This window comes from Micromonospora sp. CNZ309, from assembly GCF_002846525.1.
Map to the genome: position 1 here is coordinate 5,224,380 of NZ_PJNG01000001.1, position 14,574 is coordinate 5,238,953.

General features: G+C 75.0%; 13 protein-coding genes. 6 read left to right on the forward strand and 7 right to left on the reverse strand.

All coding sequences use genetic code 11. From position 1 onward, the window contains the following. Positions 1 to 79: 79 nt before the first annotated feature. Positions 80 to 3,274, forward strand: coding sequence for a UvrD-helicase domain-containing protein (locus CLT72_RS22100; RefSeq protein WP_101413407.1), 3,195 nt, complete (start codon positions 80 to 82; stop codon positions 3,272 to 3,274). 155 nt (positions 3,275 to 3,429) lie between these two features. On the opposite strand, the gene CLT72_RS22105 is transcribed toward CLT72_RS22100, so the two are convergent. After that, positions 3,430 to 4,059: a prepilin peptidase gene (locus tag CLT72_RS22105; protein WP_101413408.1), complete on the reverse strand. Its 630-nt coding sequence runs from the start codon at positions 4,057 to 4,059 to the stop codon at positions 3,430 to 3,432. 10 nt (positions 4,060 to 4,069) lie between these two features. Next, entirely contained in the window at positions 4,070 to 5,098 is a 1,029-nt protein-coding gene (locus CLT72_RS22110; protein ID WP_199184622.1) for an EamA family transporter, read from the reverse strand. Between the two features lie 80 nt (positions 5,099 to 5,178). Here CLT72_RS22110 and CLT72_RS22115 point away from each other — a divergent pair, with 80 nt between their 5' ends. The 3 genes from CLT72_RS22115 (at position 5,179) to CLT72_RS22125 (ending at position 8,271) form a co-directional block, all read left to right on the forward strand. Further along, complete coding sequence (locus CLT72_RS22115) at positions 5,179 to 5,793, forward strand: LppU/SCO3897 family protein (protein WP_101413409.1); 615 nt, start codon at positions 5,179 to 5,181, stop codon at positions 5,791 to 5,793. A 607-nt stretch (positions 5,794 to 6,400) separates the two neighbouring features. Then, positions 6,401 to 6,889, forward strand: coding sequence for a PT domain-containing protein (locus CLT72_RS22120; protein ID WP_486484387.1), 489 nt, complete (start codon positions 6,401 to 6,403; stop codon positions 6,887 to 6,889). A gap of 140 nt (positions 6,890 to 7,029) precedes the next feature. After that, entirely contained in the window at positions 7,030 to 8,271 is a 1,242-nt protein-coding gene (locus CLT72_RS22125) for an AAA family ATPase (RefSeq protein WP_101413410.1), read from the forward strand. 84 nt (positions 8,272 to 8,355) lie between these two features. Here CLT72_RS22125 and CLT72_RS22130 read toward each other — a convergent pair whose 3' ends face one another. Next, entirely contained in the window at positions 8,356 to 8,910 is a 555-nt protein-coding gene (locus CLT72_RS22130; protein ID WP_101413411.1) for a GNAT family N-acetyltransferase, read from the reverse strand. Between the two features lie 125 nt (positions 8,911 to 9,035). Here CLT72_RS22130 and CLT72_RS22135 point away from each other — a divergent pair, with 125 nt between their 5' ends. Continuing rightward, a complete protein-coding gene (locus CLT72_RS22135) occupies positions 9,036 to 9,581 on the forward strand; it encodes a DoxX family protein (RefSeq protein ID WP_101413412.1) in 546 nt (181 codons plus the stop codon). A gap of 215 nt (positions 9,582 to 9,796) precedes the next feature. After that, positions 9,797 to 11,239 carry a glycosyltransferase 87 family protein gene (locus CLT72_RS22140; protein WP_101413413.1) on the forward strand — a complete coding sequence of 481 codons (1,443 nt, stop codon included), beginning with the start codon at positions 9,797 to 9,799 and terminating at the stop codon, positions 11,237 to 11,239. Between the two features lie 19 nt (positions 11,240 to 11,258). Here the strand turns inward: CLT72_RS22140 and CLT72_RS22145 are convergent, their stop codons facing one another. The 4 genes from CLT72_RS22145 to moaC all read right to left on the reverse strand — a co-directional run bounded on the left by CLT72_RS22145 (position 11,259) and on the right by moaC (position 14,020). Next, a complete protein-coding gene (locus CLT72_RS22145; RefSeq protein WP_101415323.1) occupies positions 11,259 to 11,723 on the reverse strand; it encodes a molybdenum cofactor biosynthesis protein MoaE in 465 nt (154 codons plus the stop codon). Continuing rightward, positions 11,720 to 12,979 carry a molybdopterin molybdotransferase MoeA gene (locus CLT72_RS22150; RefSeq protein WP_101413414.1) on the reverse strand — a complete coding sequence of 420 codons (1,260 nt, stop codon included), beginning with the start codon at positions 12,977 to 12,979 and terminating at the stop codon, positions 11,720 to 11,722. Before CLT72_RS22150 ends, CLT72_RS22145 begins: the two co-directional genes overlap by 4 nt. An 82-nt stretch (positions 12,980 to 13,061) precedes the next feature. Next, positions 13,062 to 13,532, reverse strand: a complete 471-nt coding sequence (locus tag CLT72_RS22155) for a MogA/MoaB family molybdenum cofactor biosynthesis protein (protein ID WP_101413415.1) — start codon at positions 13,530 to 13,532, stop codon at positions 13,062 to 13,064. Beyond that, on the reverse strand, positions 13,529 to 14,020 hold the full coding sequence (gene moaC / locus CLT72_RS22160; RefSeq protein ID WP_101413416.1) for a cyclic pyranopterin monophosphate synthase MoaC: 492 nt from the start codon (positions 14,018 to 14,020) through the stop codon (positions 13,529 to 13,531). The genes CLT72_RS22155 and moaC overlap by 4 nt, the downstream gene beginning before the upstream one ends. Between the last annotated feature and the right edge of the window lie 554 nt (positions 14,021 to 14,574).

Consider the following 14,574-nt stretch of genomic DNA (forward strand, 5'->3'; position numbering starts at 1 on the left):
GTTGTCCAGCACCGGATGCTCAGGTCACGGGTGTGCGTGGCGACGGGTGGGTAATGGCGCGGTCGTGACAGGATGCGGCGTGCCTCCGTTCAGTCCCGCACCCCCCGGCGGCCCTTCGCCGTTCGTCGCGGATCTGCACATCCACTCGAAGTACTCGCGCGCGTGCAGCCGCGACCTGACCCTGCCCAACCTCGGCTGGTGGGCACGGCGCAAGGGCATCGGGGTGCTCGGCACCGGCGACTTCACCCACCCCGCCTGGTACGACCACCTCCGCGAGACGCTGCACCCGGCCGAGCCCGGCCTGCACCGGCTCAGCCCGGAGACGGAGCGGGACATCGCCCGGCGGCTGCCGCCCCGGCTGGCCAGCGAGGCGGAGGCGGACCCGGTCCGGTTCATGCTCAGCGTGGAGATCTCCACGATCTACAAGCGGGACGACCGCACCCGCAAGGTGCACCACCTGATCTACCTGCCCGACCTGGACGCGGTGGCCCGGTTCAACGCCGCGCTCGGGCGGATCGGCAACCTCGGCTCGGACGGGCGGCCGATCCTCGGCCTGGACTCCCGGGACCTGCTGGAGATCACGCTGGAGGCCAGCGCGGACGGCTACCTGGTGCCGGCGCACATCTGGACCCCGTGGTTCTCCGCGCTGGGCTCCAAGTCGGGCTTCGACGCGATCGCCGACTGCTACGCCGACCTCGCCGAGCACATCTTCGCGGTGGAGACCGGCCTCTCCTCCGACCCCGCGATGAACTGGCGCGTCGGCAGCCTGGACGGCTACCGACTGGTGTCCAACTCCGACGCGCACTCGCCGCCGGCGCTGGCCCGGGAGGCCACCGTCTTCGCCACCGCCCGCGACTACTTCGCCATCCGGGACGCCCTGCGTACGGGCGACGGGCTGGCCGGGACCATCGAGTTCTTCCCCGAGGAGGGCAAGTACCACGCGGACGGGCACCGCCTCTGCGGGGTCAACTGGTCGCCCGAGCAGACCCGGGCCGCCGACGGCCGCTGCCCGGAGTGCGGCAAGCCGCTGACCGTCGGCGTGCTCAGCCGGGTCGAGGAGCTGGCCGACCGCCCGTCGGGGCACCGCCCCGCGCACGCCCGCGACGTCACCCACCTGGTGCCGCTGGCCGAGATCCTCGGCGAGCTCAACAAGGTGGGCGCCCGGTCCAAGCGGGTCGAGGGGAAGCTGAACGAGCTGATCGCCGCGCTCGGCCCCGAGCTGGAGATCCTCACCACCACGCCGCTCGACGAGATCGGCCGCGTCGGCGGGGAACTGCTCGCCGAGGGCATCGGCCGGCTGCGCCGGGGCGACGTGCGCCGCGTCCCCGGCTACGACGGCGAGTACGGCGTCATCACCCTCTTCGACCCGGCCGAGCTGGGCGGCGACGCCGGTACGGCGCAGGAGACCCTCTTCGACGTACCCGTGCCGGCGCAGCGCACCCCCGCGGAGCCGGCGCCGAAGCCCCGGGCCAAGCGGCCGACGGCGGCCAGGGCCGAGCCCAAGCGCAAGGCCGCGCCGCCCGCGCCGCCGCCCCCGATCGCGCCGACGCCCTCACCGCACGAGCCGTTCGAGCCGATGCTCGCCGGGATGGAGGAGGTCGGCACCGGCCTGCTGGACCGCCTGGACGCCATGCAGCGCGTGGCCGCCTCCGCGCCGGGCGGTCCGCTGCTCATCGTGGCCGGGCCGGGCACCGGCAAGACCCGGACGTTGACCCACCGGATCGCCTACCTCTGCGCGGAGCTGAACGTCTTCCCCGAGCAGTGCCTGGCGATCACGTTCACCCGACGGGCCGCCGAGGAGCTGCGGCACCGCCTCGACGGCCTGCTCGGCCCGGTCGCCGAGGACGTCACCGTCGGCACCTTCCACTCGCTGGGCCTGACGATCCTGCGGGAGAACGCCGACGCCGTCGGCCTGCCGGCGGACTTCCGGATCGCCGACGACGCCCAGCGGGCGGAGGCCCGCGCCGAGGCCGGCGACGACGACACCGCCTACGCGGCGCTGCTGCGCAAGCAGGACCTGGTGGACCTGGACGAGCTGCTGACCCTGCCGGTCGCGCTGCTGAAGGCCGACAAGAAGCTGGTGCAGCGGTACCGGGAGCGCTGGCGCTGGATCTTCGTCGACGAGTACCAGGACGTCGACGAGGTGCAGTACGAGCTGCTGCGCCTGCTCAGCCCCGCCGACGGCAACCTCTGCGCGATCGGCGACCCGGACCAGGCGATCTACTCCTTCCGCGGCGCCGACGTCGGCTACTTCCTGCGCTTCTCGCAGGACTTCACCGACGCCCGGCTGGTCCGGCTGAACCGCAACTATCGGTCCTCCGCGCCCATCCTGGCCGCCGCCGTGCAGGCCATCGCGCCGTCGTCGCTGGTGCGGGGCCGCCGGCTCGACCCGGCCCGGCTCGACCCGGAGGCCCCGCTGGTGGGTCGCTACCCGGCGGCCTCCGTCGCCGACGAGGCCGACTTCGTCGTACGCACCATCGACGAGCTGGTCGGCGGCCTCTCCCACCGGTCGCTGGACTCGGGGCGGATCGACGGCCGGTCCACCTCGCTGTCGTTCTCCGACATCGCGGTGCTCTACCGCACCGACGCCCAGGCCGCACCGATCGTGGACGCCCTCGCCCGGGCGAACGTCCCCGTGCAGAAGCGCTCGCACGACCGGCTGCGGGACCGGCCCGGGGTGTCCGCCATCGCCCGCGAGCTGCGCCACGCCGACGGGCTCGACGGTTCGCTGGCCGCCCGGGTCCGGCTGGCCGGTCAGGTGCTGGCGGAGCGCTTCGCGGTGCCCACGCTGGACGGCTCCGGCGCGGTACGCCCGGAGGACGTCCGCTCGGCCGTCGACCTGCTCACCCCGCTGGCCCGCCGCTGCGGCGACGACCTGCCGCTGTTCCTCTCCCAGCTCGCCACCGGCGCGGAGGTCGACGCGCTCGACCCCCGCGCCGAGGCGGTCATCCTGCTCACCCTGCACGCCGCCAAGGGGCTGGAGTTCCCGGTGGTCTTCCTGGTCGGCGCCGAGGACGGGCTGCTCCCGCTGCGCTGGCCCGGCAGCACGCCCGACGACGACGCGATCGCCGAGGAGCGGCGGCTCTTCTTCGTCGGGCTGACCCGCGCCCAGGACCGGCTGTACGTCACCCACGCCGCCCGTCGCACCAGACACGGCACCGAACGCGAGTGCCGCCCGACGCCGTTCCTCGACGCCATCGACCCGGGCCTGTTCGAGCGCTTCGGCGAGGCCGAGCCCCGCCGCCCCCGCGACCGCCAGCTCCGCCTGATCTGAGCCACCCGCGCTCGGGCCGTAGGCCCTTCCGGGCCCCGGTCCGGGGTGGCGCGGATGAACGCTCAGGCGGTCGGGGCGGCCCGGCGCACCTACCGGCGCGGCGGCCCGGTACCGGCGCGGCAGCCTCAAGCGGGCCCGGTACCCGCGCGACGGCCTCAGGCGGTCAGGGCGGCCAGCCAGGCGCCGGTGAGCAGGGCCGGGCCCAGCGGGAGCGGGGTGTCGCGGCGCACCCTGCCGGCGGCCAGCAGGGCGAGCACCACCGCGCCGTGCAGCAGGTGCGGCAGGAGCAGCCCGAGCGCCACGGACGAGCCGCCGAGCCAGCCGAGCGGCAGGCCCAGGACGGCGGCGAGCTTCACGTCGCCGAAGCCCAGCCGGGAACCGGGCAGCACCGCCAGCACCACGTGGCAGGCGAAGCAGAGCGCGGCCCCGGCCGCCGCCCCGAGCAGCCGCCCGGGGCTGCCGGAGCCCAGCGCCGCGCCGGCCAGGCCGACGGCGGCGACCAGCGCGGCGGCGCCGACCAGCGGGTCGGGCAGCCGTAGGCAGGCCAGGTCGACCAGGGCGAGCACCAGCCCGACCGCTGCCAGCACGAGGAGGACGGGCAGGACGGGGTCGGCCCCCAGCGCCGCCGCGAGCCCGGCGAACACGACCGCCCCAGCGGCCGCACCCGGCACGGCCCTGACGACACCTGCGGCGGGCGGGGCGGTGAAGTGACGGGCGGCCCGGGGAGCGGCGAGGCCGGCCATGGCGCCGAGCAGCGTCACGCACGCCAGCAGCCCCGTCGACACGCTGCGGACGCTACCGCCGCGACGGCTCCGGCACGGTCCCCGGTGCGGGACGTCGCGGTCTCTCGGTGCTCACCACGAGGGCCACCCCGGCGACGATGACCGCGCCGCCGAGCACCACCCGCGCGGTGACCGGCTCGGCCACGAACAACGCGCCGAGCGCCACCGCGACCACCGGGTTGACGTAGGCGTACGTGGAGGCCAGCGAGATCGGGGCGTGGTGCAGCAGCCAGACGTACGCGGTGAACGCCACCAGCGAGCCGGCCACCGTCAGGTACGCGAGCGCGAGCCACGACCGGGTCGTCACCGTGCCCGGGTCGAAGCCGCGCAGCTCGCCCCGGCCCACCGAGAGAACGGCGAGTGCCGCCGCCCCGGCGAGCATCTCGTAGACGGTGGCGACGAACGGATCGGCGGGCATCCGGAGGCGCCCGGAGAGGAAGGAGCCGACCGACCAGCAGGTGGCGCCGACGACCACGGTCGACGCCCCGGCGAGCGGCACGGCACCCGTCCCGCCGGTCGGCAGCACCAGTAGCACCAGCCCGACGAAGCCCAGCGTCACCCCGGCCAGCGTCCACGACCGGGGTCGGTCACCGGTGACCGTACGCAGCAGCACCACCAGCAGCGGAACGGTGGCCACCAGCAGCGCGGCGATCCCCGAGGGCACCGCGACCCCCGGCGGCCCGGTTTCGGCGAGCACCACCAGCCCGTTGCCGCCGGCCAGCAGGAGCACGCCGACCAGCGCTGCCGAGGCGAGTTGCCGGCGGTCGACCCGCAGCGCGCCCCGCCCCCGCCGCACCCGGAGCACGATCGCCAGCACCAGGGCGGCGGCGGCGAACCGGGCGGCGGCGGAACCGAGCGGCGGCATGGACTCCACCGCGATCCGGATGCCCAGGTAGGTGGAGCCCCAGAGGACGTAGACCAGCAGCAGGGCGGTCCAGAGCAGCGCCGGCCTGGCGGCAGCCGTACGAACGGTCCCGGCCCCCGGGCCCGTTCGGGTGCCAGCGTCGGCCGGCGGCGGTGCACTCGGTGGAGGTGGGCTCATCGGTGGACACGCTACGGTGACCTCGGCGTCGGCGTCCCTCGTTGGTGGCCGGCCTCTCACCACTCGCACGGGAGGCGTGCATGGCGAACTACGGAGCACCGGGTCACGGGGACCCGGACCCGTGGCACGGGCGACGCCCCGACGAGTCGTACGGCCGGCCGGCCGGCGGGTGGGGCGGCGGGGAGGCCCCGTACGCGGGAAGCCCCGCCCCGCCCCCGCCCCCGCAGCGCCGGCGCGGGCGGGCTGGTCCGGTCGTCGCGGTGCTGGCGACGGTGGCCCTGCTGGTCGTCGGCGGCGCCGCCGTGCTCTACCTGCTCGGGCAGGGCGACGACACGCCGGTCGCCACGCCGAGCGAGCCCGCACCCGCGGCGAAGACCGACCTGCCGACGCCGACGACGGGCGCGGCCACCGCCGCCCCGGGCACGCCGCCCGCCCCCGAGTCCTCGGCCGATCCGCGCTTCGTGAAGGCGGGCCAGTGCGTCCGCAACGACGGCCCCGCCGGCGGCAAGCCCAAGCTGCTGATCAGCGACTGTGCCCCGCAGACGTACGAGGTGCTGCGCCGCATCGACGGGGCGACCAGCGGCGAGAAGGACGCCGCCGCGAAGTGCGCGAAGGTCGACGGCTACACCAACTGGTACTTCTTCGACAGCGAGCTGGACACCCTCGACTTCGTGCTCTGCCTGAAGCAGCGCTGAGCGCCGCGCACGGCACCATCCGCACCCCCTGAGCACCGCACCCTGGACCACGCACCCCTGATCCACCCGCACCCCTGAGGAAGAGATGACGACCTACGGATCACCCGCGCAGCCGGAGGACCCCTACCAGCGCCCACCCGGCACCCCGGGCGGCCCGCCACCCATCGACCCGACGCTGCCCGAGTGGGGTCAGCCGCCGGCCGCCGGGCAGTGGGGCCAGCAGCAGCCGGGGGGTGAACCGCAGTGGGGCCAGCAGCAGCCCGGCAGCGAGCCGCAGTGGGGCCAGCCGCCGTCCGGTGGTGAGGCACCGGCCGCCCCGCAGTGGGGGCAGCCGGACCCGATGTGGAACCAGCCGCAGCCGCCGACCCCGGAGCCGGCCTACCCGCCACCGACCTCCGGGGCCGGCTACCCGCCGCCCAGCTCCGGCGCCGGCTACCCGCCGCCCAGTTCCGGCGCGGGCTATCCGTCGCCCAGCTCCGGCGCCGGCTACCCGTCGCCGGCGGACCAGGGCGGCTACCCGACGGCCGGGCCGTATCCGCCGGCCGGGCCGACCCCCGCCCCGGGCAACCAGTGGGGCGCCCCGCCGCCGAACCCCGGTGCGTACGGGATGCCGCCGGCCGCTCCGCCGGCGAAGAGCGGCGCCGGCAAGGTCGCGTTGATCATCGGCCTGGTCGTGGTCCTCCTGCTCTGCCCGTGCCTCGCCCTCGTCGGCTGGGGGTTCTACCAGGCCGGCGAGGACGACGACCCGATCGCGACCCCGACGGTGAGCGCTCCGGTGAACCCGAGCGGCCAGCCGACGGGCCGGCCGACGAGCAAGCCCACGGATGAGCCCAGCGCCGCGCCGACCTCCGCCAAACCGAGCCCCAGCAGGAGGGACTTCGCCAAGGGCGACTGCGTCGTCAACGACGGTACGGCCACCGACGCCGAGCTCCGGAAGGTGCCCTGCGGCCCCAACACGTACGAGGTGCTGCTGCGGATCCCGGGCACGGCGGACGGCGACCGGTGCAAGACCCGGGCTCCGGAGGCGACCGCGAACTACGTGCACGACAACTCGATCGACTTCCTCGACTACGTGCTCTGCCTGAAGAAGCGCTGATTACCAAAACTAGGGCTGTCTAGCATGGACGCTAGACAGCCCTAGTTTTGTGTCGAGAGGCTTCCGACACCCCGACACGCCGGTTGCCTCATCTACGCATGTCTAGTTCCGCAGCTAGACGGCCCGATACTGTGCGATGCGTGGATCCGGTCCGCAACCCGTACGCCCCGGGCGCCGGCCAGCGCCCGCCCGAGCTCGCCGGGCGGGGGCGCGAGCTGGACGTCTTCGACGTCGTGCTGGAGCGCATCGCCCGGGGCCGGCCCGAACGCAGCCTGATGCTCACCGGGCTGCGCGGGGTCGGCAAGACGGTGCTGCTCAACACCCTCCGCTCCCAGGCCATCAACCACCTCTGGGGCAGCGGCAAGATCGAGGCCCGGCCGGACCAGTCGCTGCGCCGCCCGATCGCCGCCGCCCTGCACATGGCCGTCCGGGAGCTGGCGCCCCGCCACCGCGCCCCCGACCGGATCGACGCCTTCCTCGGCGTGCTCAAGGCGTTCGCCCAGCGCACCGCGCCGACCGGTCGCGGCAACGCCGCCCCGAAGCTGCGCGACCGGTGGCAGCCCGGCATCGACGTGCCCGCCGCCAGTGGTCGTGCCGACTCCGGCGACATCGAGATCGACCTGGTCGAGCTGCTCACCGACGCCGCGGCGGTGGCCGCCGACGTCGGCACGGGCATCGCGGTCTTCATCGACGAGATGCAGGACCTCGGCCCGGAGGACGTCTCCGCGCTCTGCGCCGCCTGCCACGAGCTGTCCCAGCTCGGCGCGCCGCTGATCGTGGTCGGCGCCGGGCTGCCGCACCTGCCGGCCGTTCTCAGCGCGGCCAAGTCGTACTCCGAGCGGCTCTTCCGCTACCAGCGCATCGACCGGCTCGACCGGATCGCCGCCGACCAGGCGCTCTGCGCGCCGGCCGAGCGCGAGGAGGTCGAGTACGAGCAGAAGGCGCTCGACCTGCTCTACGAGAAGTCGGGCGGCTACCCGTACTTCGTCCAGGCGTACGGGAAGGCGACCTGGGACCACGCGCCCCGCTCGCCGATCACCGCCGCCGACGTACGGGTCGCCGCGCCGGAGGCCGAGGCCGAGCTGGCCGTGGGCTTCTTCGGTTCCCGCTTCGAGCGGGCCACCCCGGCCGAACGCGAGTACATGCGGGCCATGGCCACGCTGTCCCTGGTGGAGGGCGAGATCGACGGCGGGGGCCGGGACGACATGGACGCCGCGGTGCCGACGGCGGAGATCGCCCGCGCCCTGGGGCGCAAGCCGGCCAGCCTCTCCCCGGCCCGGGACGCGCTGATCAAGAAGGGGCTGATCTACTCCGGGGAACGCGGCACGGTCGCCTTCACCGTCCCCCACTTCGGCCGCTACCTGCGTACCCAACCGGCCTGACCGGCTGCCACGGACCGCGACGGCCGCCACGCCGATCACCGCGGCGCGGGGCCGACGCGGCGCGGGCGTCGGGCCCGCGGGGCGTCAGACCTTGGACCAGGGGGGCGGGAAGAGCACCTCGCCGCGCGGCGGCGGGCCCTCGCCGCTCGTGGCCGGCGGCAGCACCAGCGCCTGCCAGGGGTCGCCGAGACCCGACCAGGGACTGGTCAGGCCCATCCGGTCGGCCCGACCGAAGCCGAACCGGTGGTAGTAGCCCGGGTCGCCGAGCACCACCACCAGCCGCTCGCCCAGCTCGGTGGCCGCCTCGATGGCGGCCTGCACCACCGCCGTGCCGAGCCCGATCCGGCGCCGGTGCGGCGCGACCGCCACCGGGCCGAGCGCCAGCGCCGGCGCGACGTGGTCGTCGGACTTCACCCGCACCCGGGTGAGCAGGGCGTAACCGACGACCTCGCCGCCGTACTCGGCGACCATCGCCAGCTCCGGTACCCAGGCGTCGCTGCCGCGCAGTTCGTCGACCAGCCCGACCTCCGGCGGCGTGGTCACGTCGGGGCGGGCGAACGCGGCGGCGAGCACCCGGCGGACCGCGCCGGTGTCGGCCGGGTCCTCAGGTCGCAACCGCAGCGTCGTCACGCCGGGCACGTTACCCCTCACAGGCGGTCCATCAGCGACGGTCGCTCGAATCGGCGTGGCGCGACGTGCACGTCCGCCGATCCGGATCGGCGGTTGCGGGGGTAGCGGGGCCGGCGACGGGGTATGACTGACCCATGAAACCCGTGCGTTCCCTCGCCCGCGCCATGCTGAGCGGCATCTTCGTGGTCAGCGGGTTCACCAACCTCCGCAACCCCGGGCGGCTGGTCCCGGCCGCGAAGCCCGTGACGGACCGGGTGACCCCGCTGCTGGAGAAGGCCGATCCCCGCATCCCCACCGACACCGAGACGCTGATCCGCGCCAACGCGGCGGTGCAGGTGGGCGCCGGGCTGATGCTCGCCACCGGCCGGTTCGCCCGGCCCGCGGCGCTCGTCCTCGCCGGCACGCTGGTCCCGGTGACCCTCGCCGGGCATCCCTTCTGGAACAACGACGACCCGGCGACGCGGCACAACAACCAGATCCACTTCCTGAAGAACCTCGGCCTCCTCGGCGGGCTGCTGCTCGCCGCGGCGGACACCGGCGGCAAGCCGGGGCTGCGCTGGCGGACGGGTCACCGGATCGGCCACTCCCGACGTTCGGTGCAGCGAGCCGTCCGTACCGCCCGCAGGGAGGCCCGGATCGCCGTACGATCGGCAGCGACGGCCCGACGACTGCCCGGCTGACCTGCGTCGATACCTTCCCCCGGCCGACCCCTCACGTGCCAACGCCGCGAATCACCTGAACCACCCGACAGGCGTTAACGCGGTGGAAATGTCAAAAACATGTGTGGGATCGGACACGGTCGCATAACGCGGGAGGCATTAACGTGAGGCGCCGTTCTAGGCTCCGTGCAGGACCTGGACGGGTAGGACGACCTTGGTACGGGGGTGGCCACGCCATGCCGGCGACCGTCGGAAGACGGGTGGACCGCCTCGCCCCAGTCCGCCGCGTAACGCGTGGGATCGATCGTAGGACAGTCGTACGGACCGGCATCGTGGCCGCCGTCGCCTATGCCGCATGGCTCGCCATCGGTGCTTTCGGGCGGCCGTACAACTTCTTCGACATGAAGATCTACCACGGCGCGGTGGTGTGGTGGGCGAGCGGTCACGAGCTCTACGAGTTCATCGCACCCGGCACCACCCTGGGCTTCACCTACCCGCCGTTCGGCGGTCTGGTGATGCTCCCGATGGCGCACCTGCCGGTCGAGCTGGCCGGCATCGTCAACGCGCTCGCCAGCGTCGCGGCCCTGGCCGTCGTGCTGGCCGGGCTGCTCCGCCCGATCGTCGACCGGCTGGGCTGGCCCCTCTGGTTCACCGTGGGCGTCGCGACGCCGCTGGCGGTCGCCATCGAGCCGGCCCGGGAGACCCTCGGCTACGGCCAGGTGAACCTGCTCCTCTTCGCCCTGATCATGGCCGACCTGATCGGCCTGCGCTGGCGGTCGCGCCGGGGCACCCACATCGCACCGGGCGACGGGCCGCTGCTGCGCTTCGTCTACAGCGGCGCCTGGGCCGGCGTGGGCATCGGCCTGGCCACGGCCGTCAAGCTGACCCCGGCGCTGTTCATCGCCTACCTGATGATCACGCGGCAGTGGCGCGCCGCCACCACCGCCATCGGCACGGTGATCGCCGTGACCCTCGGCTCCTTCGCGGTCGTCGGCACGGAGTCGCGCGCCTACTTCGGCGGCGTGCTCTGGCAGACCGAGCGGGTCGGGGCCGCCGACATGACGCCCAACCAGTCGCTGGCGGGGCTGCTGGCCCGCCTGTACGACTCGATCGAGACGCCCGGCCTGCTCTGGCTGGCGTTCTCGGTGCTGATGCTGGCGGTCGGCCTCTCCCGGGCCGTCAACGCCCGCGCCGACGGCGACGAGCTGACCGCGTTCACCCTGGTCGGCCTCACCGCCAACGTGATCAGCCCGATCTCCTGGACGCACCACCTGGTCTGGGTGATCCCGGCGATCATCGTGCTCGCCGACGCCGCCGTACGCCGCCGCGACGCCAGTCGTGGGCTGGCCCAGCGGTCCGGCCAGGGCGGTTACGGCGGCCCGCCGGGGGTGACCGGGCTGCGCCCACCGATCTGGTACCCGACGTTGACCGGGCTACGGCACGGCGCCGCCGCGATCGGGCTCTACCTGCTCTTCCTGATCTCCCCGATCTGGCCGTACGAGCACCAGCTCCCCGAGGTGTCGCACTACCAGGACGGCCTCTTCGGCGCCCTGATGGAGAACTCGCTGGCGCTGGCCCTGATCCTGCTCGTCGCCGCGCTGCCGTGGCGCCCCGGCGCCGAGCCGGCCTTCTACGGCGACCGGTTCGGCCGCCAGACCGTGCCGGGCGTCCGCCGCTGACGGGATGGAGCCGCCCCGCTCAGGGGCAGTTCACCCACTCCTCGGTGCCGTCGGCGAAGACCTGCCGCTTCCAGATCGGCAGCCGCGCCTTGACCTCGTCGACCAGCCGGGCGCAGGCCGCGAACGCGGCGGCCCGGTGGGCGGTGCTGACGGCCGCCACCAGCGCCACGTCGCCGATGGCGAGCGGGCCGACCCGGTGCGACACCGCGACCGCGTACACGTCCGGGTCGGCGGCCACCTCGGCCGCCACCTCGCGCAGGATCCGCTCGGCGCTCGGGTGGCCCTCGTACTCCAGGCTGGTCACCGCGCGCCCGTGGTCGTGGTCGCGGACCACCCCCTGGAACGAGACCACCGCGCCGGCCCGGCGGTCCGCGACCGCCGCCTCGTGCGCGGCGAGGTCGAGCGGCCGCTCGGTGACCTCACCGAACGTCGCGGGCTGGCGGGCCGCGGGCCGGCCCGACGCGTCGGCCGTCGGCGCGGTCACCACGCACGCTCCCCGGGCAGCAGCGGCAGCGGTACGACCGGCACCCGGTCGCCCGGCTCGCCGGAGGTGCCGGGGCGGATGACGGCGAACCCGTCGGCGCCGGCCAACCCGCGCAGCATCGCCGAGCCGACGTGCCGGACCGGCTGGGCGGTGCCGGCGGCCCGGTCCACCCGCACCAGCGCCAGGTGCGTGTACGCGCCCCGGCCGCGCACCGGCTCGGCGAGCGTGACGTGCGGCAGCACCGGCATCGGGCGACCCGCCAGGCCGGCCAGCAGCGGAGCGACCAGCGAGACCAGGGCGACGATGGCCGACTGCGGGTTGCCGGGCAGCCCGGCGACGAACCGGACCCGGCCGTCGGCGTCGGCCAGCCGCGCCAGCAGCATCGGGAAACCGGGCCGCACCGCCACCGTGTTGACCACGTAGTCGGCGCCGAGCGCCTCCAGCGCCGGATGCAGGTGGTCGACCGGCCCGTGCATCGTGCCGCCGGTCGTACACACCAGGTCGGCGGTGCCCAGCGCGGCGCGCAGCGCCGCCACGTGCGCGGGGAGCGTGTCCGCGACCGGGCCCACCACGTCCGAGGGGCGGACGAGGCAGCCGTAGCGGCGCAGCCACGCCGGCACCGCCGGCCCGAGCGCGTCGCGCACCCGCCCGGCGCCGGGCGGGCCGGCGGTCAGCAGTTCGTCGCCGAAGACCAGCAGCGCGGCGCGGGGTTGGCGCCGTACCAGCAGCCGGTCGTGCCCGCAGGAGGCCGCCAGGCCGATCACCGCCGGGTCCACCGGCGTGCCGGCGGGCACGAGTTCCTCCCCGGCGTACGCCTCCTCGCCCGGCTCCCGCCACTCCGGCGCCGGTCGGGGCGTGCCGTCGACGAGCCCCTCCGGCGTACGGCGGGACTCCTCCACCCGCAGCACGGCCGTGGCGCCCTCCGGCACCATCGCGCCGGTGGCGATCTCGACGGTCGTCCCGTCGTCTGCCAGCGGGGCGGGGGTGCCGCCCGCCAGCACCCGCCCGACCGGTCGCCACGGCCCGGCACCCCGCACCGCCCAGCCGTCGACGCTGGAGGTGGGAAAGGCGGGCAGGTCCGTACGGGTGGCCAGCGGCTCGGCGAGGGTGTGCCCGTCGGTCTCGGCGAGCGGCCGGCTGACGGCGGGCAGCGCGGCGGCCAGGCCGACGGCGTACACCCGGGACCGGGCCTCCTCCCAGCCGGCGGGCGGGGGCGCGCTGACCGGCTCGGCGGCCGGTGCGGTTTCCGTGCTCACCGGCCGAGCCTAGCGGTGGGACACGACGGTCGCGCCGTCAGCGGCGCCACGCCCGCCGGTTGGCCGTCACCCGGGGCGGTCGTCAGTGGTCGCCGCCGCGGAGCTGGTCGACGGCGTGGCTGAGGATCGGCCCGAGTACGGCGAGACCGTCCCTGGCCCCGCCGGTCGAGCCGGGCAGGTTGACCACCAGCATCCGGCCGACGACGCCGGCGAGCCCCCGGGAGAGCGCGGCGGCGGGGACCTTGTGGCGGCTGTGCGCCCGGATCGCCTCGGCGATGCCGGGGACCTCGTGGTCGAGCAGCGCCCGGGTCACCTCGGGCGTGCGGTCGGAGGGGTTGATCCCCGTGCCGCCGCTGGTCAGCACGACGTCGATCCCGTCGGCCAGGGCGGCCCGCAGCGCCTCGCCCACGGGCGCGCCGTCGGGCACCACCACCGGCCCGTCCACCTCGCAGCCGAGGTCGCGCAGGCCGGCCACGAGCAGGGGACCGCTGGTGTCCGCGTACACACCGGCGGCGGCCCGGTTCGACGCCACGACCACCCGCGCGCGGATCACGACCGCTCCTGCGGGCGCACCCACAGGCCGGTCTTGCCGCCCTCCTTGCGCAGCACCCGGACCGCGTCGACGCTGGCCGCCGGGTCGACCGCCTTGACCATGTCGATCAGCGCCAGCCCGGCGACGGCCACCGCCGTCAGCGCCTCCATCTCCACGCCCGTGCGGTCGGCCGTCCGCGCGGTGGCGGTGATCTCGACGGTGTCGTCGGTGAGGGTCAGGTCGACCGTGACGCCGTGCAGCGCGATGGGGTGGCAGAGCGGGATCAGCTCGGGGGTGCGCTTCGCGCCCATGATGCCGGCGAGGCGCCCGACCGCCAGCGCGTCGCCCTTGGGCAGCCCGTCGCGGCGCAGCAGCTCGACGACCTCCCTGGTGGTGCGGAGCCGGCCGGCGGCGACGGCAAGGCGGCCGGAGACCGCCTTCATGGAGACGTCGACCATGCGGGCCGCGCCCGCCGGATCGACATGGGTGAGCTGCGCGGGATCGGTCACGGTCGCGAGCCTATCCGGCGGGTGGCACCATCCTGTCGCGAATTGACCGGGAGAGGGAACGCGTTTCCGGCTCGTTGCGCCACGACCGTTTCCACCCCGCTTCCACGGGCCGGTCCGATAGTCGTCCTCCCCAGCGCGACGCTGGACCGGGATGTCGTCCGGTAACCGCGTGACGTCATTGGCCCTTCACCGACCCGACAAGCGATCATCGTCGGCGGGGAATTACCCACTGCCGGTCGATCCGGCGGCGACGGGCAACATACGGAGTGCATCTTGCTCTCTGTCATTCCGTGACGACGCCCGGGCCCGTGGGCGGGTGGCCACGCCGACGGAACCGCCCGGCGGACGGGGCGTACCGGCGCGGAAGCGGCGCCTCGGCCACCCGATGCGCCCGGGGGCCGGCTCACGGGCCGGTGCCGCAGCCGCCACCCGCTGCAAACTGCACCGTCGTGTCCGATGCCGTGAAGGCCTCCACCGGTCCATTATCTAGCGTTAACCGGAAGTCGATAGAAACACAGCACTGAGTTCCCGCCCAGAAGCAGAAAGTCACGCCA

Bases quoted from the DNA above. Each gene is read 5' to 3' on its own strand.
- CLT72_RS22140 (WP_101413413.1), top strand. From the start codon at position 9,797: ATGCCGGCGACCGTCGGAAGACGGGTGGACCGCCTCGCCCCAGTCCGC.
- CLT72_RS22110 (WP_199184622.1), bottom strand. From the start codon at position 5,098: ATGAGCCCACCTCCACCGAGTGCACCGCCGCCGGCCGACGCTGGCACC.
- CLT72_RS22120 (WP_486484387.1), top strand. From the start codon at position 6,401: ATGCCGCCGGCCGCTCCGCCGGCGAAGAGCGGCGCCGGCAAGGTCGCG.
- CLT72_RS22135 (WP_101413412.1), top strand. From the start codon at position 9,036: ATGAAACCCGTGCGTTCCCTCGCCCGCGCCATGCTGAGCGGCATCTTC.
- CLT72_RS22115 (WP_101413409.1), top strand. From the start codon at position 5,179: ATGGCGAACTACGGAGCACCGGGTCACGGGGACCCGGACCCGTGGCAC.